General features: G+C 72.4%; 20 protein-coding genes. 14 read left to right on the top strand and 6 right to left on the bottom strand.

Features of this window, described 5'->3' with window-relative positions:
• Positions 1–26: 26 nt before the first annotated feature.
• Positions 27–632: a YceI family protein gene (locus ABD241_RS04040; protein WP_344058671.1), complete on the bottom strand. Its 606-nt coding sequence runs from the start codon at positions 630–632 to the stop codon at positions 27–29.
• Between the two features lie 169 nt (positions 633–801).
• Here ABD241_RS04040 and miaB point away from each other — a divergent pair, with 169 nt between their 5' ends.
• Genes miaB through dapF form a run of 4 tightly spaced genes read left to right on the top strand, consistent with a single transcriptional unit; the run spans position 802 to position 4,994 of the window.
• Positions 802–2,370 carry a tRNA (N6-isopentenyl adenosine(37)-C2)-methylthiotransferase MiaB gene (gene miaB, locus ABD241_RS04045; RefSeq protein ID WP_344058673.1) on the top strand — a complete coding sequence of 523 codons (1,569 nt, stop codon included), beginning with the start codon at positions 802–804 and terminating at the stop codon, positions 2,368–2,370.
• A 42-nt stretch (positions 2,371–2,412) separates the two neighbouring features.
• The gene (gene def / locus ABD241_RS04050) at positions 2,413–3,084 is read left to right on the top strand and encodes a peptide deformylase (protein ID WP_344058675.1); all 672 of its coding nucleotides are present in this window, start codon (positions 2,413–2,415) and stop codon (positions 3,082–3,084) included.
• A 52-nt stretch (positions 3,085–3,136) separates the two neighbouring features.
• Positions 3,137–4,141: a tRNA (adenosine(37)-N6)-dimethylallyltransferase MiaA gene (miaA, locus tag ABD241_RS04055; protein ID WP_425580673.1), complete on the top strand. Its 1,005-nt coding sequence runs from the start codon at positions 3,137–3,139 to the stop codon at positions 4,139–4,141.
• Position 4,142: 1 nt separating this feature from the next.
• The gene (dapF, locus tag ABD241_RS04060; RefSeq protein WP_344058677.1) at positions 4,143–4,994 is read left to right on the top strand and encodes a diaminopimelate epimerase; all 852 of its coding nucleotides are present in this window, start codon (positions 4,143–4,145) and stop codon (positions 4,992–4,994) included.
• 32 nt (positions 4,995–5,026) lie between these two features.
• Here the strand turns inward: dapF and ABD241_RS04065 are convergent, their stop codons facing one another.
• Entirely contained in the window at positions 5,027–5,638 is a 612-nt protein-coding gene (locus ABD241_RS04065; protein ID WP_344058679.1) for a class I SAM-dependent methyltransferase, read from the bottom strand.
• Between the two features lie 136 nt (positions 5,639–5,774).
• Between ABD241_RS04065 and hflX the strand changes: the two genes are divergently transcribed.
• Both hflX and ABD241_RS04075 read left to right on the top strand, forming a co-directional pair.
• Entirely contained in the window at positions 5,775–7,274 is a 1,500-nt protein-coding gene (gene hflX / locus ABD241_RS04070; protein ID WP_344058681.1) for a GTPase HflX, read from the top strand.
• 74 nt (positions 7,275–7,348) lie between these two features.
• A complete protein-coding gene (locus ABD241_RS04075; protein WP_344058683.1) occupies positions 7,349–8,461 on the top strand; it encodes a GNAT family N-acetyltransferase in 1,113 nt (370 codons plus the stop codon).
• A gap of 88 nt (positions 8,462–8,549) precedes the next feature.
• Here ABD241_RS04075 and ABD241_RS04080 read toward each other — a convergent pair whose 3' ends face one another.
• A complete protein-coding gene (locus tag ABD241_RS04080; RefSeq protein ID WP_344058685.1) occupies positions 8,550–10,253 on the bottom strand; it encodes a formate--tetrahydrofolate ligase in 1,704 nt (567 codons plus the stop codon).
• Between the two features lie 159 nt (positions 10,254–10,412).
• Here ABD241_RS04080 and ABD241_RS04085 point away from each other — a divergent pair, with 159 nt between their 5' ends.
• From ABD241_RS04085 to rpsT, 3 genes are all read left to right on the top strand, one after another.
• Positions 10,413–12,653, top strand: coding sequence for an ATP-dependent DNA helicase (locus ABD241_RS04085; RefSeq protein WP_344058687.1), 2,241 nt, complete (start codon positions 10,413–10,415; stop codon positions 12,651–12,653).
• Between the two features lie 79 nt (positions 12,654–12,732).
• Positions 12,733–13,692 (top strand): DNA polymerase III subunit delta, encoded by a 960-nt coding sequence (gene holA / locus ABD241_RS04090; protein ID WP_344058689.1) that lies wholly within the window; start codon positions 12,733–12,735, stop codon positions 13,690–13,692.
• A gap of 203 nt (positions 13,693–13,895) precedes the next feature.
• Positions 13,896–14,156, top strand: a complete 261-nt coding sequence (rpsT, locus tag ABD241_RS04095; protein WP_142183953.1) for a 30S ribosomal protein S20 — start codon at positions 13,896–13,898, stop codon at positions 14,154–14,156.
• A gap of 55 nt (positions 14,157–14,211) precedes the next feature.
• Here the strand turns inward: rpsT and ABD241_RS04100 are convergent, their stop codons facing one another.
• Complete coding sequence (locus ABD241_RS04100) at positions 14,212–14,724, bottom strand: type II toxin-antitoxin system PemK/MazF family toxin (protein ID WP_344058693.1); 513 nt, start codon at positions 14,722–14,724, stop codon at positions 14,212–14,214.
• Positions 14,725–14,896: 172 nt separating this feature from the next.
• Here ABD241_RS04100 and ABD241_RS04105 point away from each other — a divergent pair, with 172 nt between their 5' ends.
• Positions 14,897–16,135, top strand: coding sequence for an MFS transporter (locus ABD241_RS04105; protein WP_344058695.1), 1,239 nt, complete (start codon positions 14,897–14,899; stop codon positions 16,133–16,135).
• 8 nt (positions 16,136–16,143) lie between these two features.
• On the opposite strand, the gene ABD241_RS04110 is transcribed toward ABD241_RS04105, so the two are convergent.
• Positions 16,144–17,217, bottom strand: coding sequence for a M48 family metallopeptidase (locus ABD241_RS04110; RefSeq protein ID WP_344058697.1), 1,074 nt, complete (start codon positions 17,215–17,217; stop codon positions 16,144–16,146).
• Between the two features lie 241 nt (positions 17,218–17,458).
• On the opposite strand from ABD241_RS04110, the gene lepA reads away from it, so the two are divergent.
• The 3 genes from lepA to ABD241_RS04125 all read left to right on the top strand — a co-directional run bounded on the left by lepA (position 17,459) and on the right by ABD241_RS04125 (position 20,725).
• Positions 17,459–19,303: a translation elongation factor 4 gene (lepA, locus tag ABD241_RS04115; RefSeq protein ID WP_344058699.1), complete on the top strand. Its 1,845-nt coding sequence runs from the start codon at positions 17,459–17,461 to the stop codon at positions 19,301–19,303.
• A 34-nt stretch (positions 19,304–19,337) separates the two neighbouring features.
• On the top strand, positions 19,338–20,165 hold the full coding sequence (locus ABD241_RS04120) for a helix-turn-helix domain-containing protein (protein WP_344058701.1): 828 nt from the start codon (positions 19,338–19,340) through the stop codon (positions 20,163–20,165).
• Between the two features lie 89 nt (positions 20,166–20,254).
• A complete protein-coding gene (locus ABD241_RS04125) occupies positions 20,255–20,725 on the top strand; it encodes a VOC family protein (protein ID WP_344058703.1) in 471 nt (156 codons plus the stop codon).
• A gap of 19 nt (positions 20,726–20,744) precedes the next feature.
• Here the strand turns inward: ABD241_RS04125 and ABD241_RS04130 are convergent, their stop codons facing one another.
• Positions 20,745–21,578, bottom strand: a complete 834-nt coding sequence (locus ABD241_RS04130; protein ID WP_344058705.1) for a tyrosine-protein phosphatase — start codon at positions 21,576–21,578, stop codon at positions 20,745–20,747.
• A gap of 97 nt (positions 21,579–21,675) precedes the next feature.
• On the opposite strand from ABD241_RS04130, the gene ABD241_RS04135 reads away from it, so the two are divergent.
• Positions 21,676–22,926 carry an MFS transporter gene (locus ABD241_RS04135; RefSeq protein ID WP_344058707.1) on the top strand — a complete coding sequence of 417 codons (1,251 nt, stop codon included), beginning with the start codon at positions 21,676–21,678 and terminating at the stop codon, positions 22,924–22,926.
• Positions 22,927–22,956 lie beyond the last annotated feature (30 nt).

The raw sequence follows: 22,956 nt of genomic DNA on the forward strand, positions 1-22,956 counted from the left end.
GGTGTCGAGCTGGTTCTGCGTTCGGCTCAGACCTCGGCGGGCACGTTGGCGATGGCCGAGACGTCGAACTCGAGCTTGACCTTCTCGCTGACGAGGACGCCGCCGGTCTCCAGGGCCGCGTTGAAGGACAGGTTCCACTCGGTGCGGTCGATGGTGACCTCGCCCTCGAAGCCGACGCGGGTGTTGCCGAAGGGGTCCTTCGCCGACCCGGTCTCCTCGAAGGGGACGGTCACGGACTTGGTGACGCCGTTGATGGTGAGGTCGCCGGTGATGGCCCACTCGGCGCCGTCGCGCTCGACGTCGGTCGAGACGAAGGTGATCTGCGGGTAGTTGGCGATGTCGAAGAAGTCGGGCGTCTTGAGGTGACCGTCGCGCTGCTCGTTGCCGGTGGTGACGCTGGCGGCCTGGATCGTCACGGTGACGGAGGAGTTGGCGGGGTTCACGGTGTCGACGTGCGCGCTGCCCTCGAACTGCTCGAAGTTGCCGCGGACCTTGGTCACCATCGCGTGGCGGGCCGAGAAGCCGATGCGGGTGTGGCTCGGGTCGATCGTGTAGTCGCCGGAGATGTCCGCGACGGCGACGGAGGGGGTCTCGGTGACGGTCTCGCCCTTGATTCGGTTGAACAGGCCCATGATGAAATCCTTCGGTAGTGATTGAACTTTCAACAACCATGATGAGGGGGAGTTGTTGAACTGTCAAGCAATGGAACGGGCGGGTGGTCGCGGTTATTCCGGGGCCCCTGGGCGCGGCGTCTGCTCTCGTCGTGAGGCGGGCGCAGCGGGTCGTACTCTTGTCGGTGCCATGACATCGCAGACCACCACCCCGACAGCCGTCGACGCCGCGCCGGCGCCCGCCCGGAGCAGGACCTACGACGTGCGCACCCACGGGTGCCAGATGAACGTCCACGACAGCGAGCGCCTCGCCGGTCTGCTCGAGACCGCCGGCTACGTCGACGTCTCGAGCCTCCCGGAGGCGGAGCGGCCGGAGGTCGCCGACGTCGTCGTCTTCAACACCTGCGCCGTGCGCGAGAACGCCGACAACAAGCTCTACGGCAACCTGGGGCAGCTGCGGCCGGCCAAGCAGAAGAACCCCGACATGCAGATCGCCGTCGGCGGCTGCATGGCCCAGAAGGACCGCGGCACGATCGTCCAGCGCGCGCCGTGGGTCGACGTCGTCTTCGGCACCCACAACATCGGGTCGCTGCCCGCCCTGCTCGACCGCGCAGCCCACAACAAGAAGGCCGAGGTCGAGATCCTCGAGAGCCTCGAGGTCTTCCCCTCCACGCTGCCCACCCGGCGTGACTCCGCCTACAGCGCGTGGGTCTCCATCTCGGTGGGCTGCAACAACACCTGCACGTTCTGCATCGTCCCGAGCCTGCGCGGCAAGGAGCAGGACCGCCGGCCCGGTGAGATCCTCGCCGAGATCGAGGCGCTGGTGGCGCAGGGCGTCGTCGAGGTGACGCTGCTCGGCCAGAACGTCAACACCTACGGCGTCGAGTTCGGCGACCGGCTGGCCTTCGGCAAGCTCCTGCGGGCCTGCGGCGAGATCGAGGGGCTCGAGCGCGTGCGGTTCACCAGCCCGCACCCGGCCGCCTTCACCGAGGACGTCATCCTCGCCATGGCCGAGACGCCCAACGTCATGCCGAGCCTGCACATGCCGCTGCAGTCCGGCTCGGACAAGGTGCTCAGGGAGATGCGGCGCTCCTACCGGAGCGCCAAGTTCCTCGGCATCATCGAGAACGTCCGCCGGCACATCCCCGACGCCGCGATCACGACCGACATCATCGTCGGCTTCCCGGGCGAGACCGAGGAGGACTTCCAGGGCACCCTCGACGTCGTCCGCGAGTCCCGCTTCTCCAGCGCCTTCACCTTCCAGTACTCGATCCGCCCGGGGACGCCCGCCGCGACCATGGAGCACCAGGTGCCCAAGGCGGTCGTCCAGGAGCGCTTCGAGCGGCTCATCGCCCTCCAGGAGGAGGTCAGCTGGGCCGGCAACCGGGCCCTCGAGGGCCGTGAGGTCGAGGTGCTCGTCGCGCCGTCCGAGGGCCGCAAGGACGGGGAGACCAAGCGGCTCTCCGGCCGTGCCCGCGACAACCGGCTCGTGCACTTCGCGGTCCCCGAGGGCGCCGAGGTGCCCCGCCCAGGCGACATGGTCACCGTCGAGGTCACCTACGGCGCCCCGCACCACCTCGTCGCCGACTCCGGCGTGCAGGGGGGCACGTATGCCGTCCGGCGCACCCGCGGCGGCGACGCGTGGGCGGCCCTGCAGGACAACCCGCACGGCACCGGCAAGCCGGCGGTCAGCCTCGGGATGCCCTCGATCGGCAGGCCTGCTGCCGCGCCCGTGGCGCAGGGGTGCTCGATCGCCTGAGCCGATTCGGGTCGGTGCGCTCGCTCGTGCTTGACTTGGCGCATGAGCGTGCGCCCCATCGTCATCACCGGTGAGCCCGTCCTGCACCGAGCGGCGGCTCTCGTCACCGAGGTCGACGACGAGCTGCGCACCCTCGTCGAGGACATGTACGAGACCAACGTCGCGGCCAACGGCGTGGGCCTCGCCGCGCCCCAGGTCGGGGTGGGGCTGCGTGTCTTCGTCTGGAAGATGGCCAACGAGGACGGCGTCCCCGAGCAGGGACACGTCATCAACCCGACCGTCACCACCCCTCGCATCCCGCAGGAGCGGCCCAACCCCGACGAGGACACCGAGGGCTGCCTGTCCGTGCCCGGTGAGGCGTTCCCGCTCAAGCGGGCCGACCGCGCGCACGTCGTGGGTGTGGACCTCGACGGCAACCGGGTCGAGTTCGACGCGACGGGCTGGTTCGCCCGCTGCATGCAGCACGAGTACGACCACCTCAACGGCACGCTCTACGTCGACCGCCTCGACGACCGCCAGGCCAAGAAGGCGCGCAAGGCCGTCAAGCGCAACGGCTGGGGCAAGCCGGGGAACTCGTGGCACCCGGGAGTCGACCGCGACCCGTTCGGCCATGACGAGCACGACGACCACGACCAGCACGAGCACGGCAGTGAGCCCGCGTACCAGCGCGGCGGGGACGCCGGCGACCGGCACTCCGACGAGCTCATCGGCTGAGCGCTCGGGCACGTGACGCGTACCTCCCGCACCGGCCGGCCGGCCGTATGCCGTGACGCCTGAACCCGCGAGCAGCTCCCTGGTCGAGCGGGTTCGTCCCGACGAGCCGACCCTGCCGAGCGTGCCGATCGTCGCGGTGGTCGGGCCCACGGCGACGGGCAAGTCCGACCTGGCCCTCGACCTGGCGGGGCGGCTCGGCGGTGAGGTCGTCAACGCCGACGCGATGCAGCTCTACCGGGGCATGGACATCGGCACCGCGAAGCTGCCCGTCGCGCAGCGGCGCGGAATCCCGCACCACGAGCTCGACGTCCTCGAGGTCACCGAGGAGGCGAGCGTGGCTGCCTACCAGGTGGCCGCGCGCGGTCACTTCGCCGACATCGCCGCCCGGGGCCACCGCCCACTCCTCGTCGGCGGGTCGGGCCTCTATGTCCGCGCGGCCCTGGACCGGCTCGAGATCCCCCCGACCGACCCGGACGTCCGCTCCGGCCTGGAGGCCCAGGCGGCTCGCGTCGGTGGCGACGCCCTCCACGCACGGCTGCGGCAGCTCGACCCTGCAGCCGCCGCGGCGATCCTGCCGGGCAACCTGCGGCGGGTGGTGCGCGCCCTCGAGGTCATCGAGCTGACCGGGCGCCCCTTCAGCGCGAGCATGCCGACCCGCGAGCTCGCCTCTCCGGCAGTGATTCTCGGGCTCCGCACCGAGCGCCCCGTCCTCGACGAGCGCATCGCGGGCCGGGTCGACCGCATGTGGGACGACGGGCTCGCGGCCGAGACCGAGACCCTCCTGGCTGCCGGCCTCCGCGAGGGCGTGACCGCCAGCCGCGCGATCGGCTACAGCCAGGCGGTGGCGGTCATCGACGGGAAGCTGAGCGAGAGCGAGGCCCGGGAGGACACCGCCCAGGCGACACGGCGCTACGCCCGGCGCCAGGAGTCGTGGTTCCGTCCCGACCCGCGCATCGTGTGGCTCGACGCCCAGGCCCCCGACCTGCTCGACCGGGCGCTCGCGGCGGTACGCGAGGCGGACGCGGGCCCGCGACACGGCATACCGGAGAATGGGTGACATGACGCGCTTCACGAAGGGCCACGGCACCGAGAACGACTTCGTGCTGGTCCCCGACCTCGAGGGCACCCTCGAGCTCACGCCCGCCCAGGTGCAGCGGATCGCCGACCGGCATGCCGGGCTCGGCGCCGACGGCGTGATCCGCGTCGTGCGCGCGGCGCTGTCGACCGACGAGGCGGTGCGCGCGCAGTCCCGCGAGGCCGAGTGGTTCATGGACTACCGCAACGCGGACGGCTCACTCGCCGAGATGTGCGGCAACGGCACCCGCGTCTTCGCGGACTACCTGCGCCGCGAGGGGCTGGCCTTCGGTCGCCAGTTCACCATCGCCACCCGCGCCGGGACCAAGACCGTCCGCGTCGTGGAGGAGGGGTATGCCGTCGACCTCGGCCCATGGCGCCTCGGCGACGAGCAGGCCGCCCGCCGGGACGGGTTCGACGTCATGGTCCGACCGCGCCACGGCAAGCCGGTCCCGGCCCTGACGGTCGACATGGGCAACCCGCACGCCGTCGTCATGCTCCCCGAGGGCATCGAGCTCGAGCACCTCGACCTGACAGCCGCACCCGAGGTCCAGCCCGACCAGCCCGAGGGGGTCAACGTCGAGTTCGTGCGGGCCGTCGGACCCGGCCACATCGCGATGCGCGTGCACGAGCGCGGCGTCGGGGAGACGAGGTCGTGCGGGACCGGGGCGGCGGCCGCCGCGCTCGCCACGCGCTTCTGGTCGGGCATCGAGGACCTCAGCCCCTGGACCGTCGACGTCCCTGGCGGGCGCCTGACGGTGACCCCGCTGCCCGGCCAGCGGGTCGAGCTGGCCGGACCTGCCGCGCTCGTCGCCGACGGCGACTTCCCGCTCTAGCGGGAGCCTCGCCGGCTGCCGGCTCCCGGCGGTCAGGCGCGGCGCACCTCGAGGATGCGGAACGCCTTGGCCGACGACAGGCGGCGGCACGCCAGGCCCCAGTCCTGGTCGTTGAGCCACTTCTGCAGCGAGTCCGAGCCGAGGTGCCTCTGCACGACGAGGTAGGCGACGCCGTCGTCGGCGAGACGCGGCAGCCACCGCTCGAGAAGGGCGTGGAGCGCCGGCTTGCCCACGTGGATCGGCGGGTTTGACCAGATCGTCGAGAAGCGGACGTCGGCGGGCACCTCGTCGGGCTCGCAGAAGGTCACGTTGCGCACGCCGGCCGCGGTGGCGTTGCGGCGCGCGAGGTCGAGGGCCCGACGGTTGACGTCGACGCCCCACACCCGGGCCTCCGGGGACCGCAGCGCCAGGGTGAGGGAGATCGGGCCCCAGCCACAGCCGATGTCGAGCAGGTCGCCGGTCGCGCTCGGGTCCGGCGCGCCGGCCAGCAGCACGGCGGTCCCCGGGTCGAGCCGGTCGGGGGAGTAGACGCCGCGGGCCGTGGTGAGGCGCAGGCGACGACCCTCGAGGGACACCTCGATGGTGCGGCGCTCCTCGGGCGTGGCCGGGTCTGCGGTGAAGTAGTGGTCGGTCGGCTCGCTCATCACGGGTCACGGTACCGGCCGGGACCCGTGCCACCGGCGTGGCCGCTCGCCGCCGCGGGTATGCCTCAACCGGGCACGGTCGATGGGCACAAACGAGTGGCTCGTGGCGTTGGACCAGTGGGACGATAAGGAGAACATGACCAGCAACCACATGAAGCGCACCAGTGACTCCGCCCGCGCCGCGCGCGACCAGGACCTCTTCGCCACCCGCGCCGAGGCCCTCGCCGCCGAGGCCGACGGGCAGGACACCGCGGTCGCCCTCTACGACGGAGACCAGCTCGACCGCGAGGAACGCGCAGCCCTGCGGCGCGTCCACGGCCTGTCCACCGAGCTCGAGGACATCACCGAGGTCGAGTACCGCCAGCTGCGCCTCGAGCGCGTCGTGCTGGCCGGCGTCTGGACCGACGGCAGCGCCGACGACGCCGAGAACTCCATCCGTGAGCTCGCCGCCCTCGCCGAGACCGCCGGCTCGACGGTGCTCGAGGGCGTCATCCAGCGCCGCCAGCGGCCCGACCCTGCCACCTGGCTCGGCAAGGGCAAGGCCCTGGAGCTGCGCGACGTCGTCGTGGCCGAGGGCGCCGACACCGTCATCTGCGACGGTGAGCTCGCTCCCAGCCAGCGCCGTGCCCTCGAGGACGTCGTCAAGGTCAAGGTCATCGACCGGACCGCGCTGATCCTCGACATCTTCGCCCAGCACGCCAAGAGTCGCGAGGGCCGTGCCCAGGTCGAGCTGGCCCAGCTGCAGTACCTCCTCCCGCGCCTGCGCGGTTGGGGTGACTCGATGTCCCGACAGGCCGGTGGTCGGGTCGCCGGCGGTGAGGGCATCGGTTCCCGTGGCCCCGGTGAGACCAAGATCGAGCTCGACCGCCGTCGCATCAACACGCGCATCGCCAAGCTGCGCCGCGACATCAAGGGCATGAAGACGAGCCGCGACACGCGCCGGCACTCGCGCCAGGCCGGCGGCGTCCCGTCCGTGGCCATCGCCGGCTACACCAACGCCGGCAAGAGCTCGCTGCTCAACCGCCTCACCGGCGCCGGCGTGCTGGTGGAGAACCAGCTCTTCGCGACCCTCGACCCGACGGTGCGCCGCACCGAGACGGCCGACGGCCGCGGCTACACCCTGGCCGACACCGTCGGCTTCGTCCGCAGCCTGCCGCACCAGCTCGTCGAGGCGTTCCGCTCGACGCTGGAGGAGGTCGCCGACTCCGACCTGCTGCTGCACGTGGTCGACGGCTCGCACCCCGACCCGGAGGGCCAGATCACGGCCGTCCGCGAGGTGCTCGCGGAGGTCGGCGGCGACCAGATCAAGGAGATCATCGTCGTCAACAAGGCCGACATCGCGGACCCGGAGGTGCTCGACCGCATCCGGCGCCACGAGCGGCACTGCGTGACGGTGTCGGCACGCACCGGCGCCGGCATCGACGAGCTGCGCTCCCTCGTCGACGAGGAGCTGCCCAAGCCGGACGTCGAGGTGGAGGTGCTCGTGCCGTACGACCGCGGTGACCTCGTCTCGCGCCTGCACGAGGAGGGCGAGATCCTCGAGAGCGAGCACGTGGCGGAGGGCACCCGGGTGCGCGCGAAGGTCACGCCGACCCTGGAGCCCGACCTGGCGGCGTACGCCGTCGTCGCCAGCTGAACCGACAGCACACGGACGGAGGGCCCGCTCGGGCCCTCCGTCCTGCTGTCCGTGCGGTGGGCGAGGATGAGCGCATGGACCTCAGGAGCGCGGGCTCGCCGGTCACGGTGACCGGAGCGGGAGAACCACAGGCACCCGGCGACGTGTGGCTGGCCACCGAACGGGTCGTGCTGCGCCGTCCGCGCGAGGACGACCTCGACGACTACGTGCGCCTGCACACCGACCCCCGCACCTACGCGCACGCCCCCTCGAGCATGCCCGGCCCCGAGCGCTGTCGGGAGCGCCTCGAGGGCGACCTGACCGACTGGGAGCACGACCACCTGGGGTATGCCGCCGTCCGCGACCGCGCGTCGGGCGAGGTCATCGGGTGGGCGGGGCTGCGCCACAAGGACTCGGACCACGGGGCGCTGAACCTCTACTACCGTCTGGCCCACGACCGGCTCGGAGCCGGGCTCGGCCGCGAGATCTCACGGGCCGTCGTCGCCTGGGCGGTGGAGCACCGCCCCGACTCGCTCGTGACCGCCATGGTCGACGGCGTCAACACGGCGTCGCTGCGCACCGCGACCTCGGCCGGGCTCGTGCAGGTGGGCGTGCGCCCGATGCGGGACGAGCCGGACGGCAAGCCGATGGCGTACCTCGAGGCGCCGCGGGTCGACACCGTGCCGCGGGCCGACGTCGACGAGGAGCTGCGGCGGGACGCGCTCGGGCTCTGGGTGCGCGTCAACGACGCCGGCGGCTCGGTCGGCTTCCTGCCGGGTGCCTCACCGCACGAGGTCGGCGCGGCGCTCGACCGGCACCTCGGGGAGGTGCAGGAGGGGCGCTCCGTGCTCTGCGTGCTGCGCGACCCGGACGGCCCGGTGCGCGGCCTCGGCTTCTGGCAGCACTCGCTCGGGTTCCCGTACGAGCACGTCGCCCGGCTGGGGCGGCTCATGGTCGACCCCGCCGCCCAGGGCCGCAACCTCGGACGGATCCTGCTCGGCGGCATGGTCGGCATCGCACGGCGCGAGCTGCCCGAGGTGGAGCTGCTGCGGCTCGACTACCGCGGCGGGCTGGGCCTCGGAGCCTTCTACGCCAAGGCGGGGTGGAGCGAGGTCGGTCGCCTGCCGCGCGGCCTGCGCCTGACCGCGACCGACTACCGCGACGACGTCGCGATGGCCCGCCGGGTCGACGGGCAGCCGCTGGGCTGAGTCGAGCAGCAGGAGCCTGACGTGCCCGACGGCCGTCGGTCCCGACGGCTCCCAGGGTCGACGGGCAGCCGGCTCGAGGCGGCAGGACTCAGGACAGGCCGGTGATCGCGCCGTCCTCGTCGAGGTCGACCCGCTCGGCGTTGGGAGAGCTCGACAGGCCCGGCATGGTCCGCATGTCACCGCAGATCGCGTAGACGTAGCCGGCGCCGACCGCGGCGCGCACCTCGCGCACCGGCATGCGCCAGCCCCGGGGCGCGCCCCGCAGCGTGGGGTCCGACGAGATGGACAGGTGGGTCTTGGCGATCACGACGGGCAGGCCGCCGTAGCCGAGCTTCTCGTAGTCCTGCAGTGCGCGCGCTGCGGCAGGGCTCACGTCGATGCCGTCCGCGCCGTAGACCTGGGTGGCGACCGCCTCGATCTTCTGCTCGAGCGGCAGGTCCAGCGGGTAGAGGAACTCGAAGCTCGTCGGCTCGTGGGCGGCCTCCATGACGACCTGCGCGAGCTCCAGTGCTCCGGCGCCGCCCTCCGCCACGTGCCGCGTGACCGCCGACCGGACGCCGAGCCGGTTGCAGAACCGGCGGATCACCTCGTGCTCCGACGCGTGGTCCGTCGGGAAGGCGTTGACGGCCACGACCGGCAGCACGCCGAACCGGCGGACGATCTCGACGTGCTTGCGCAGGTTCACCAGGCCCGCCTCGACGTCCTCGGGCCGTTCCTCGAGCAACCCGGCGGGCAGCGGCTTGCCGGCGCTCACGGCATACCGCCCGGAGTGGGTCTTGAGGGCTCGCACGGTCGCGACGATGACGGCGACGTCGGGCTTCAGCCCACTCACCCTGCACTTGACGTCGAAGAAGCGCTCGGCGCCCATGTCGGCCCCGAAGCCCGCCTCGGTGATCGCGTAGTCGCTCCCTCGCATGGCGATCAGGTCGGCGGTCACCGAGGAGGTGCCGGTCGCGATGTTGCCGAAGGGGCCGCAGTGGATGATCGCCGGGCCGCCCTCGAGGGTCTGGAGCAGGTTCGGCTTCAAGGCGTCGGCGAGGATGGCGGCCATGGCCCCGGCGGCGCGCAGGTCCTCGGCCGTGACGCTCCTGCCCTGCGTCGTGTAGCCGACGACGATCCGGCCCAGGCGCTCGCGCAGGTCGCGGAGGGAGGTGGCCAGGGTGAGCAGCACCATCACCTCGCTGGCCGCGGTGATGTCGAACCCGGTCTCCCGGGCCACGCCGTCCTGCCGGGCACCGAGTCCGATGACGATGTTGCGCAGGGCGCGGTCGTTGACGTCGAGGACGCGCCGCCAGGTGATGTTGCGGACGTCGATACCGAGCGCGTTGCCGTGGTGCAGGTGGTTGTCAAGCATCGCGGCGAGGAGGTTGTGCGCGGCCGTGACGGCATGGAAGTCGCCGGTGAGGTGCAGGTTGAGCCGCTCCATCGGCACGACCTGGCTGTAACCGCCACCTGCCGCGCCTCCCTTGATGCCGAACGTCGGGCCCATCGACGGCTGCCGCAGCGCCACGACGGCGCGCTTGCCCAGGCGCTGCAGGGCCTGCGCGAGCCCCACCGACGTCGTGGTCTTGCCCTCGCCGAGCGGCGTCGGCGTGACCGCCGTGACGACCACGTACTTCGCCGGGGGACGTGAGCTCGGCTCGTCGAGGACCGCCAGGTCGATCTTGGCGACGTCCCGGCCGTAGGGCTCGAGGTGGTCCGGGCCGACGCAGAGGTCGGCGGCGACCTCGGCAAGCGGACGCAGGGTCGCCGCGTTCGCGATCGCGAGGTCGGTGGGCAGGGGTGCGCTCATGATCCGATGAAACTCCCGTCCGAGCGGGCGCGCCGCACAATCGCCAGATCCCCTTGGTGACCTTCGCCCCAGTTCGTCCTGCGCGGGTCGGCCGGGCGAGAGCCGGCGAGCGGGGGACGGGTGCGACGGGAGACGAGCCGGGCGGCATACGCTGACCCAATGGCCAAGCGACCCGCGCTCGACGACCTCCTCAACGCCGCGGTGTCGGGGGTCGGGGGCGCGACGCGGCCCGGGCAGGTCGCGATGGCGCGGGCCGTCGCGCACGCCATCGACGAGGGGGAGCACCTGCTCGTCCAGGCCGGGACCGGCACCGGCAAGTCGCTCGCCTACCTGGTGCCCGCGGTCGCGCACGCCTTCGAGGCCGGCAAGCCGGCGGTCGTCGCGACGGCGACGCTGGCTCTGCAGGCGCAGATCGTCGACCGCGACATGCCCCGCGTGGCCGACGCGCTCTCGCCGGTCCTGGGGCGTCGCCCCACGTACGCGCTCGTCAAGGGACGGCGCAACTACGTGTGCCTCAACAAGCTCGAGGGCGGGATCCCGGACGACGACGACGGGCTGCTGTCCGTCGGGCAGGTCGACGCGTCCGTGGGCCGGCTCGGCCAGGAGGTCCTGCGGCTGCGCGAGTGGGCCTCCACCACCGACTCGGGCGACCGCGACGAGCTCGTCCCGGGCGTCTCCGAACGCGCGTGGCGACAGGTCTCCGTCTCGGCGCACGAGTGCCTGGGCAGCAAGTGCCCCCTCGTCACCGAGTGCTTCGTCGAGCGGGCGCGCGAGGCGGCCAAGGACGTCGACGTCATCGTCACCAACCACTCCTTCATGGCCATCGACTCGTTCGAGGGCCGCCAGATGCTGCCCGAGCACGACGTGCTCGTCGTCGACGAGGCGCACGAGCTGGTCGACCGCGTCACCGCCACCATCACCGACGAGCTCACCGGCACCATGGTGATGAGCGCGGCGAAGAAGGCCGGGCGCATGTCCGAGAACACCGCACCCCTCGACGAGGCGGGCGAGCTGCTCGCCCAGGCGCTCGAGCCGCTCGAGGAGGGCCGGATGCTCGGCATCCCCGACTCGGTGGGGCTCGCCCTGGCCCGCATCCGCGACACGGCCCGCGCCGTCCAGAGCGACCTCAAGCCGCCGCCCGGGCAAGAGGCAGACGGCGCCCGCCAGGTCGCACGCGCCGCCGTCGACGAGATCCACGAGAACGCCGAGCGCATCCTCGAGGAGCGCGAGCTCGACGTCGTGTGGCTGAGCCGCGACCAGCGCCGCGGACCAGTCCTGCGGGTGGCACCGATGAGCGTGGCGATGCTGGTGCGCGACAAGGTCTTCGACGAGCGCACCGTCGTGCTCACCTCCGCCACCCTCGAGCTCGGCGGCACGTTCGACTCGGTCGCCGGGACCATCGGCCTCCGCGGCGAGGGCGCCCCGACGTGGCAGGGCCTCGACGTCGGCAGCCCCTTCGACTACCCGAAGCAGGCCATCGCCTACGTCGCGGCCCACCTCCCGCCGCCCGGGCGCGACGGCGCGGGTGACGACACCCTCGACGAGATCGAGCAGCTCATCCGCGCGGCCGGCGGTCGCACGCTGGGGCTCTTCTCCTCGATGCGCGCCGCCCAGACGGCGGCGGAGATCATGCGTGCCCGGTTCGGCGACGACATCCCGGTCCTGTGCCAGGGCGAGGACCAGATCACGACGCTCGTGCGCCAGTTCGCCCGCGACCCGCGGACCTGCCTCTTCGGCACCCTCACGCTGTGGCAGGGCGTCGACGTGCCGGGGTCGTCGTGCCAGCTCGTCATCATCGACCGCATCCCGTTCCCGCGCCCCGACGACCCGCTCGCCTCCGCGCGCTCCCAGGCCATCGCGCGGATGGGCGGCAACGGCTTCATGGCGGTCTCGGCCACCCACGCGGCCCTGCGCCTCGCGCAGGGAGCCGGGCGGCTCGTGCGCCGCGCCGACGACCGCGGCGTCGTGGCCTTCCTCGACTCCCGGATGATGACGGCGAGGTATGCCGGCTTCCTGCAGCGCTCGCTGCCGCCCTTCTACCCGACCACCGACAAGAAGATGGTCCTGGCCGCGCTGGCCCGGCTCGACGCGATGGCACCGCCGCCGGTGGAGGTGGAGGAGCCGGCCCTGCGGTCGCTCACCGGCGCCCGCACGGAGGCCGACGGCACGGAGCACCCGCGGCCGGTGGCCGTCGCCCCACCGGCCCCGGTGTCCTCGCGCAGCGCGGTGACGTCCGGGCACGCGTGGACCGACGAGCAGGACGAGGAGCTGCGCGACGCGTCGGAGTCCGGCATGGAGATGGAGGATCTCGTCGACCACTTCGAGCTGCCCGAGCAGGTCATCGCGGCGCGCGTGGAGCAGCTCGGCCTGCGCATCGCCTCCGGCGCGCTGTTCGACTGACGCACCGGCCTGACGTACTCGGCCTGACGCACCGGACTGGCGCATCGGCCTGTCGGACCGGCGTGGCACAGTTGGGCCCATGAGCGACCCGGCCGCGCCCCCCTTCGTCCTCGTGACCGGACCGGAGGGCATCCTCGTCGAGCGGGCCGTGGCCGATGTCCTGCGCGGCGCACAGGAGCAGGACGTGGAGGTCATCCGCATCGACCCCGCGACGTACGAGTCCGGGGCCCTGCAGATGCACGCCAGCCCGTCGCTCTTCGGCGGAGCCAAGACCATCGTCGTGCGCGACCTGCACGAGTCACCCGACGAGCTGCAGCTCGACCTGCTCGCGCTCCTCGCCACCCCTGACCCGGACCTCGGTCTCGTGGTGGCCCACGGGGGCGGCATGAAGGGCAAGAAGGTCCTCGACACGATGCGCAAGGCAGGGGCCCGCGTCATCGAGTGCCCCGCCATCAAGACCGACCGCGACAAGACCGACTTCGTCCTCAAGGAGTTCGCGGGCGCCCGACGCAAGATCACGAGCGAGGGCGTGCGCGCCCTCGTCGAGGCCGTCGGCAAGGACGTGCGCGAGCTCGCGGCGGCGTGCTCCCAGCTCATCTCGGACACCGAGGGCACTGTCGACGACGCCGTCGTCGACACCTACCACGGCGGCAAGGTGGAGGCGACGGGCTTCCGGGTGGCCGACGCCACGGTGGCCGGGCAGTCGGGGGAGGCCCTGCGCCTGCTGCGCCACGCCATCGCGACCGGCGTCGACCCCGTGCCGATCGTCGCTGTCATCGCCTCGCAGCTGCGCCAGCTCATCAAGGTCGGCGCGGCCGGTCGCGGCAGCTCCGCGCAGCTGGCCAAGAGCCTCGGCATGGCACCGTGGCAGATCGACAAGGCCCGCCGCGCCGTCACACACTGGAGCGCCGACGGGCTGGCCATCGCCGTGCAGGCGGTCGCCGCCGCCGACTACGAGGTCAAGGGCGGCGGTCGCGACCCCGTGTATGCCGTCGAGCGGGCGATCCTCACCATCGCCCGGGCCCGCGCCGCGCACTGACGGGAGCGGCCCGGGACGGCGCACGCCGGTTTGGTCGAGCGGTGAGGCCGCTGGTAACTTTGGCCCTTGCGTGCGCGCTCAGGTCGTGCGCGCATGCATGCTCCACCCAGAGCTGCTCACGCAGGGTGTCCCCACGCCCGGTCCCGAGCAGCTTTGCCGCCCTCTAACGGCAACCATCCGACCGAACGAAAGAAACCATCAACGTGGCAAACATCAAGTCGCAGCTCAAGCGCATCAAGACGAACCGCACGCGCACCGAGCGCAACAAGGCCGTCAAGAGCGAGCTTCGCACCTGGGTCCGCAAGGTCCGCGAGGCCACGGCCTCCGGTGACAAGGACGCCGCCGTCGACGCCCTCAAGACCGCCTCGAAGAAGCTCGACAAGGCTGTCTCCAAGGGTGTCATCCACCAGAACCAGGCCGCCAACAAGAAGTCGGCCCTGGCCAAGAAGGTCGCGTCGCTCTGACGCACACGACTGCCTGATCGGGCCCGTCACCTCGTGGTGACGGGCCCGATCTGCGTCAGCCGCGCCGGAGGGCGCGGGCCGCGGCGACGACCTGCTCGTAGCGGTCGCGCGGCAGCACGGCCCCCTCCCGACGGACCTGCTCCGGGTCCACCCGGACGAGGCGGTTGACGCGCACCTCGCTGGGGCGGCCCCGGGAGTCCCAGGCCCCGGTCCCGATGTCGACCCACTCACGACCCGAGCGCCGCTCCTGCTGCTCGTCGAGGTCGTGGTCCTTGCTCGTGAGGGGGAGCCCCACGAGCCACCGGCCCTCGTGGCCGATGACGAGCACGGGCCGGTCCTTGCCCTGGCTGTGGTCCTCCTCGTACGGCACCCAGGTCCACACGATCTCGCCGGGGTCGGGCCGCCCGTCCGGACGCGGGGCGTACGTCGTGTCGGGCAGCCGTGTCGCGTCACCGGGGTAGGGCGTCGCGGACCCCACGCGGTCAGGCGCCGGACGGGTGCGCGGAGGCGTGGAGCGGCGGACGACGCCGCGCAGGCGGCCGAGGAGGTTCCCGAGGGTGGTGGACACGGGAATCACCGTAGTGCTCACCGCCGTTACGGTTGGGGTCCGAGAACGGGTCGACGGCGATCCGAGCCCCAGCCGCCCAGCCGCCCCCCCGGCCGCCCCCCGCCGCCCACGCCGCCTCCGGGCGTCGGCCGCGGGGCCACGCCGACCGACGACCGAACCCGGAGAACCTCCTGTGAGCCCCGCCGCACGCCGCACCACCCTCGCCATCCTCGCGCTCGCGGTCGGCGGCTTCGCCATCGGCACGACCGAGTTCGTGACCATGGGCCTGCTGCCGCAGATCGCCCGGGGGAGCGGGGTCGACATCGCGACCTCCGGCCACTACGTCTCGGCGTACGCCCTCGGCGTGGTCGTCGGTGCCCCCGTCATCGCCGTGGCGGCGGCCAGGGCGCCGCGCAAGGGCCTGCTCATGGGCCTCATGGCCTTCTTCGCCGTGGCGCACCTGGCGATCCTGGCGGCGAACAGCTATCCCTCCGTCATGGCCGCCCGGTTCCTGGCCGGGCTGCCCCACGGCGCCTTCTTCGGCATCGGCTCGGTGGTCGCGGCCTCCCTCGTGTCGCACCAGCGGCGGACCGCCGCCGTCGCCGCCATCCTCGGCGGTCTCGGGGTCGCCAACGTCGTGGGCGTTCCCCTCGCGACGCTGCTCGGCCAACGCTTCTCCTGGCACCTGCCCTACGTGCTCGTCGGCGTCGTCGCGGCCCTGACGGTCGTGGCCATCGCGGTGTTCCTGCCGCACCAGCCACCGAGCGGCGAGGAGTCGATGCGCGCCGAGATGCGGGCGCTGCGACGCGGCCAGGTGTGGCTGGCGCTGCTCATCGGCGTGGTCGGCTTCGGCGGCATGTTCGCGATGTACTCCTTCATCACGCCGACGATGACCGAGCTCGCCGGGCTGGACGAGCGCTACATCCCGTGGGTGCTCGCGGCATACGGCATCGGGATGGTCACCGGCATGGTGCTGAGCGGCCGGGTGGCCAACCGCGTCGGCGTCCTGACGGGGATCATCGGCGCCCTGGCCTCCATCGCGGCCCTGCTCGCCGTCTTCGGCTGGGCCGTCCACCTCCTGTGGCTCGGCGTGGTCATGGTGTTCGTGCTCGGGCTGCTGCCCTCGATCGTCGTGCCGCTGCTGCAGACCCGGCTGATGGACGTCGCGCACGAGGGCCAGTCGCTCGCGGCCGCGCTGAACCACTCGACGCTCAACACCGCGAACGCGCTCGGCGCCTGGCTCGGCTCCGTCGTCCTCGCGGCCGGCTGGGGCTACGGGGCGCCGAGCCTCGTCGGTGCGGGGCTGGCCGTGCTCGGCGTCGGTGTCGCCGTGCTGTCGGCGGTGCTCGAGCGTCGCTCGCACCGGGCTGTCGCCCGGCCCGAAGGCGTCCCTGAGCTCACCGACGCGACCTCCGCCACGAGCAGCTTGTGACGGGGCCCTCACTCGTGGCGGAGTGAGGGCTCACCGGAGGTGGTCGGCAGGGGCACGACGGGTGCGGCGGTCCTGGCCACAGGCGCCGGCGCGCCCTCGGCCAGCGACGGGGCCGTTGACTGGGGGAGCGCCGAAGCGGTCGGCTGGGGGAGCGGGGTGGGCTGGAAGCCGACCATCGCCGGAAGGGCGTACGCGTCGGGCGCGGCCGGCGTCTCCCAGAGCCAGGGCTCCCGGGGCCTCCAGAGCAGCCGTCCGGGGCGCCGCCGGTCGCGCAGGGCGTGGATGCGCCAGAGCAGCGCCGGGTGGCTCGCGAGGGCGTTGACGAGCCACACGAAGAAGCCCGGCTCGGTGACGGCACGGTCTGCCATGGCGTCGACGTCCACCGAGCGGCCGAGGTACTTGCCGCCCGCGAGGGTCGCCATCGCCGAGCGGGCCCCCTCGGGTGCCAGCGCGTGCCCGTAGTTGTCCGCGGTGTACTCCTGGGCGCGGCTCAGGGTGGTGCCGACGAAGGGCACCCACTGCGAGGCGAAGGTGCCGAGGATGCGCCAGTAGCTGACGTGGCCGGCCGCGATGTGGCCCACCTCGTGGGCGATCACGAACCGCAGGGCCTCCGGCTCCCGCGCCGCCCCGCCCACCTCCAGCAGGTCGCTGTTGACGACCACGAAGCGACGGAACCCGTGCCCGGAGGCGGCGGCGTTGATGACCCCGTTGCCGAGCACGACGTAGGCGTCCGGGATGTAGGCCAGGCCCGAGCGGGCCGCGGCGTCGACGAGCATCCCGTAGGCCTCGGGGAACTGGCCGTGGGTCAGCTTGATGCCCGTCAGCCGCTGCTGCGCCCACAGCTGCCCGCGCCCGAACCAGACGACCAGCGGCCCCAGGACCAGGACCACGGCGTACGCGTCGGGTGCGCGCTGCTCCTCGGCGGCGGCGGACAGCTCCGCGACGGCGGCCACGAGCAGGAGCAGCGAGGCGAGGACGGCCACCACGAGCACCAGGATCTCGCGCGGGTGCCGCACGTAGCGGCGCATCGGGACCTGTGACCCGGGAGCGACCGGCAGGACCTGCATGGGTTCGGCGCGCATGCGCGCCATTCTGGGGCATCACCGGCTGCGGCCCGACGTGACGCGCGCGTGCCCGTGCGGCGTCGAGGGTCGGTCCGGGGCGAGGGGTGAGCAGCGCGGCGTCAAACCGTGGGAGACTGTGCTGGCTGCCGCTGCCACGAGCGCGAGAGCGCCGGGCCGCCCGGGTCCCGGGCGCCGGCCCAGTCCAGCTCCAGCACCGTTCCCGTTCCCGACTCTGCGAGGTTCGTCCCACGTGTCGCCCATGGCCCGCTCCGCGTTGGCGCCCAACGCAACGCCGCCGGACCTGATCCGCAACTTCTGCATCATCGCGCACATCGACCACGGCAAGTCGACGCTCGCCGACCGGATGCTGCAGCTGACGGGTGTCGTCGAGGCGCGCGCCATGCGCGCCCAGTACCTCGATCGGATGGACATCGAGCGCGAGCGCGGCATCACGATCAAGAGCCAGGCGGTGCGCATGCCGTGGGAGCTCGACGGGACGACGTATGCGCTCAACATGATCGACACCCCGGGCCACGTCGACTTCACCTACGAGGTGTCCCGCAGCCTCGCCGCCTGCGAGGGAGCGGTCCTCCTCGTCGACGCCGCGCAGGGCATCGAGGCGCAGACCCTCGCGAACCTCTACCTCGCGATGGAGAACGACCTCACCATCATCCCGGTGCTCAACAAGATCGACCTGCCGGCCGCGCAGCCCGAGAAGTACGCGGAGGAGCTCGCCAAGCTCATCGGCGGCGATCCGGAGGACTGCCTGCGCGTGTCCGGCAAGACCGGCGAGGGTGTCGAGCCGCTGCTCGACCAGATCGTCCGTCAGCTGCCGGCCCCGACCGGTGATGCCGACGCTCCGGCGCGAGCCATGATCTTCGACTCGGTCTACGACACCTACCGGGGCGTCGTGACCTACGTCCGCGTCGTCGACGGCAACCTCAACCCGCGCGAGCGCATCGTCATGATGTCGACCCGGGCGACCCACGAGCTGCTCGAGATCGGCGTGATCAGCCCCGAGCCGGTGCCCGGCAAGGGCCTCGGCGTCGGCGAGGTCGGCTACCTCATCACCGGCGTCAAGGACGTGCGCCAGTCCCGTGTCGGCGACACGGTGACCAACGCGAGCAAGCCGGCGACGAAGGACCTCGGCGGCTACCGCGACCCCAAGCCGATGGTCTTCTCCGGCCTCTACCCCATCGACGGCTCGGACTACCCGGACCTGCGCGAGGCCCTCGACAAGCTCAAGCTCAACGACGCGGCCCTCGTCTACGAGCCGGAGACCTCGGCGGCGTTGGGCTTCGGCTTCCGCTGCGGCTTCCTCGGCCTGCTGCACCTCGAGATCGTCCGGGAGCGGCTCGAGCGCGAGTTCGGCCTCGACCTGATCTCCACGCAGCCCAACGTCGTCTACGAGGTCACCATGGACGACGGCAAGCAGATCCACGTCACCAACCCGAGCGAGTTCCCCGAGGGCAAGATCTCCGAGGTGAGCGAGCCGATCGTCCGCGCGACGATCCTCGCTCCCAGCGAGTTCGTCGGCGCCATCATGGAGCTGTGCCAGCAGAAGCGCGGCAACCTGCGCGGCATGGACTACCTGTCCGAGGACCGCGTCGAGATGCGCTACACCCTGCCGCTCGCCGAGATCGTCTTCGACTTCTTCGACCAGCTGAAGTCCCGCACCCGCGGTTACGCCTCGCTCGACTACGAGCCCGACGGCGAGCAGGTGGCCGACCTCGTCAAGGTGCAGATCCTGCTGCAGGGCGAGTCGGTCGACGCGTTCAGCGCGATCGTGCACAAGGACAAGGCGTACGCGTACGGCGTGATGATGGCGGGCAAGCTCAAGGACCTCATCCCGCGCCAGCAGTTCGAGGTGCCGATCCAGGCGGCCATCGGCTCGCGCATCATCGCCCGCGAGAACATCCGCGCCATCCGCAAGGACGTGCTCGCCAAGTGCTACGGCGGTGACATCAGCCGCAAGCGCAAGCTCCTCGAGAAGCAGAAGGAGGGCAAGAAGCGCATGAAGATGGTCGGTCGGGTCGAGGTGCCGCAGGAGGCCTTCGTGGCAGCCCTCTCGAGTGACGGGGACGCCGCCAAGACCAAGAAGTAGCCCTCCCGGCGAGCTCCACGCCTACCGTGGTGGCGTGGAGTGGACCACCGAGGCAGCGGGGCCGCGTGCCGAGCACCACGAGCACGTGCCCGGCCCCGCGCTGTCCCGCTGGGTGCAGCGGGCGGTCGGCTACCGGCTGTCCGGCTTCCCCGCCGGGGTCCACGGCGGTATGCCGTCCGCCACCGTCACGCTGGTCGTGCCCCTCGACGAGCCGCTGACCGTCGCGGACGCCGGCCGCCCGCCCACGGCATACGGCTCGGTCGTCGCGGGCCTGGCCGCGGTTCCCACCCTCATCCACCACGACGGCACCCAGCACGGCGTGCAGCTCGCGCTTCGCCCGGAGGCCACGCGAGCACTGTTCGGGATGCCGACCGGCGAGATCGCGGCCCGGTCGCACGATCTCGTGGATGTGGCCGGTCCGGCGGCCGGTCGGCTCCGGGAACGCCTGCACGAGACCGATGACTGGCCCGGGCGGTTCATGCTGGTGGAGCAGTGGCTGACCGCGCTCCTCGAGGCGGCGCCGCGGGCCGCCGGTCCCGAACCGGAGGTGTGCGAGGCGTGGCGGCTCATCACGCGCAGCGCGGGAGCGCTGCCGATCCGGGAGGTGGCCGCCCGCGTCGGCTGGTCGATGCGACGGCTGCAGGCGCGGTTCGGCAGCGAGTTCGGGGTGAGTCCCAAGACCGCGGCCGTCGTCGCTCGCTTCGAACGGTCGGTGCCGCTCGTGGCGGCTGGTCCGACGTCGCTGGCGGACGTCGCGGTGCGCTGCGGGTGGTCGGACCACGCGCACATGGACCGCGACTGGCGTTCCCTCGCCGGTACCTCCCCGTCCCGCTGGCGCACTGAGGACGTGCTCGCCCATTGAGCCGGGTGCCGAGCGAGCGGAAGGGCGACGCGCATTCGTCCAAGACGAGGCCGGCGCCCCCGGGCGACGATGTCGCCATGGACACGAACATGGACACGAACACGAACACCCGGGCCCCGGAGGGAACCGGCACGACCCGGGACGACGCCACGGCTGCCACCACCGGGGCATCCGGTCGCAGCGACCATAACGTGTGGGTCGGCCTCAGCTATGACGACCCGTTCGCGGCTCGCTCGTGGCTGCGCGGCCTCGGCTTCGTCGACGGTGTGGTCGTCGACGGGGAGTCGCCCGGCGAGATCCGGCACAGCGAGATGCTCTGGCCCGAAGGCGGCCGGGTCATGGTGAGCAGCCGGCAGAAGGCCGACCGGACCTTCGTCTCCGAGGCGGGGGCTGCCACGGTCTACGTGGTGACCGACGACCCGGACGCCGTCTGGGCTCGCGCCGATCGGCTCGGGGCCACGGTGCTGCGCCCCCTCGAGGAGACCGACTACGGGTCGCGCGGCTTCTCCGTCGCGGATCCCGAGGGCACGAGCTGGAGCTTCGGGACGTACGCCGGCTGACCGCCCGTGTGGGCCTGCCTCAGTCGCCGAGGAGCTTGCGGCGCAGCCGGTCGGTGTCGGCCCGGGTCCAGCCCTGGGTGCCGAGCCAGCCGAGCGCACCGCCGTAGCGCTCGTCGAGGGTGGTCAGCAGCAGGCGCATCGTGTCGGTGGTCGGCGACTGCTGCGCCACGGTCTTGTCGCGGAGGTTGGCGGCATACGCCGGCTTGACCCGCAGCCGGTCCATGATGGCCGCGACGCGTTCGGCGCTGGCGGCGTAGTCGGCGATGACGAGCTCGTCGCGGACACCGACGGCCTTGAGGGCCAGGCCCACGACCGTGCCCGTGCGGTCCTTGCCCGCGGCGCAGTGCACGACGACCGCGCCGTCGCTCGAGGCGATGGCGTGCAGCGCGGCCACCACCGAGTCGGGTCGGCTCGCGAGGTAGCTGAGGTAGTGCTCGGACCAGAACTCGTCGTGGCTGCGACGCTGCTCGGGCTCGCCGGGCGACCGGGTCTCGCCCGCGGCGGCGTGGCGGCGCTCGTCGGTCTCCCACGGCAGAGCGCGCTCGGCGGCCGGGATGCCGGACTCGACGCTGTCCTCGCGGTAGAGCGTGTGGTGGTGGTGACGCACGCCGGCGACGGCGCGCAGCGGCCCGTCGCCCTCCTTGGCGACCTCGACGTGCGTGCGCAGGTCGACGACGTCACGGACGCCGAGGCGCGAGACGAGCACCTCGACGGCCTCCGGCGTCAGGTCCTGGAGGTTGTCCGAGCGCAGCAGCCGACGGGGACGGACGGTGTCGCCGTCGGCCGTCACCATCCCTCCGAGGTCGCGCATGTTGACGACGCCGTCGAGCTCGATCCAGTTGGGGCGGTACACCCTTGCACCATATGCGACCGGCGAAAACCGCTTGCAGCGACGCCGTCACAGCCAGATATCTTGACGTCGAGATATCTGCGAGACCGAGGAGCCTGCCGTGACGGCGACGACGCACCCACCGCTCACCCACCGGGGCATCCCGGTCGACCGTGACCTGCGCATCCTCGCGCTCGGCTCGTTCGCCAACCGTTTCGGTGCCGGCGCGGTGCTCACGACGAGCGCGCTCTACTTCACCCGGCAGGTCGGCTTCAGCGCGACCGAGGTGGCGCTCGCCATGTCGGTCTCGGCGATCGTCGGCATCGTCGTCCAGGTCCCGGCCGGACACCTCGGCGACACCCGCGGCCCGCGTGAGGTCCTCACCGCCTTCATGGTCGGGGCCGCCGTCTTCAGCGCGCCGCCGGTCCTCGCGACGACGCCGTGGATGCTGGCCCTCCTGCTCGGCGTGCTCGCCTTCTTCGAGCGCGGGGCCGGCGCCGTCAACCAGGGCGTCATCGCCCAGCTGGCGACGGGTGGTCGCGGGGTGCTCTTCAAGGCCTACCTGCGTGCCGTCACCAACACGGCGCTCGGTCTCGGCTCGGTCTTCGGCGGCGCCGCGCTCGTCATCGACCAGCGGTGGGCCTACGTCGGCGTGTTCCTGCTCAACGCCGTCTTCACCGGCTTCGCCGCCTGGAACTCGACCCGCCTCCCGCACCTGGCTCCGCACACGCGCGCCGAGGGCGAGCCGCGCCTCGCCGTCCTGCGCGACTGGCCCTACGTCGTCATCACGATCATCACCGGGCTCTTCTCGCTGCACTTCTTCGTCATGGAGCTGGGCCTGGCCCTCTACGTCTCCGCACGCACCGCCGCCCCCACGGTGATGGTGGCCGTCCTGCTCATCCTCAACACCGCCGCGGTGGCGCTCTTCCAGGTGCGCCTGTCGCGCCGGGCCGACTCGGTGGAGGCCGGCGCCCGGGCGCTGGTGCGCGGGGCGTGGTGGATCGCCGGGGGCTTCGCCGTCGTGGGGCTCGCCGAGCGGGGCACCCGGTGGGTCGCCGTCGCGGCGCTCGTCACCGGCTCGCTCGTGCACGTCGTGGGCGAGATGATCGGCTCGGGCGGCCAGTGGGGTCTGCAGATGGGGTTGGCGCCGCACGAGCGGCAGGGGCAGTACCAAGGCTTCGCCGGCCTCGGGTTCAGCGTGCTCGCGGTCGTCGCACCGCCGGTCGTCACGTACTTCTGCGTCGACCGGGGAGAGGCCGGCTGGCTCATGCTCGCGGGGTTCATGGTCGTCATCGCGCTCGTCTCGGTCCCCGTGGCCCGCTGGGCCCTGCGCTCGCGCGCCCGCTACGGGGTCACCACGCACTCAGGCTGACCACCACCCCCGCCCCGGCCGTGGACGGGG

This window comes from Terrabacter lapilli (assembly GCF_039531305.1).
GTDB lineage: Bacteria > Actinomycetota > Actinomycetes > Actinomycetales > Dermatophilaceae > Terrabacter > Terrabacter lapilli.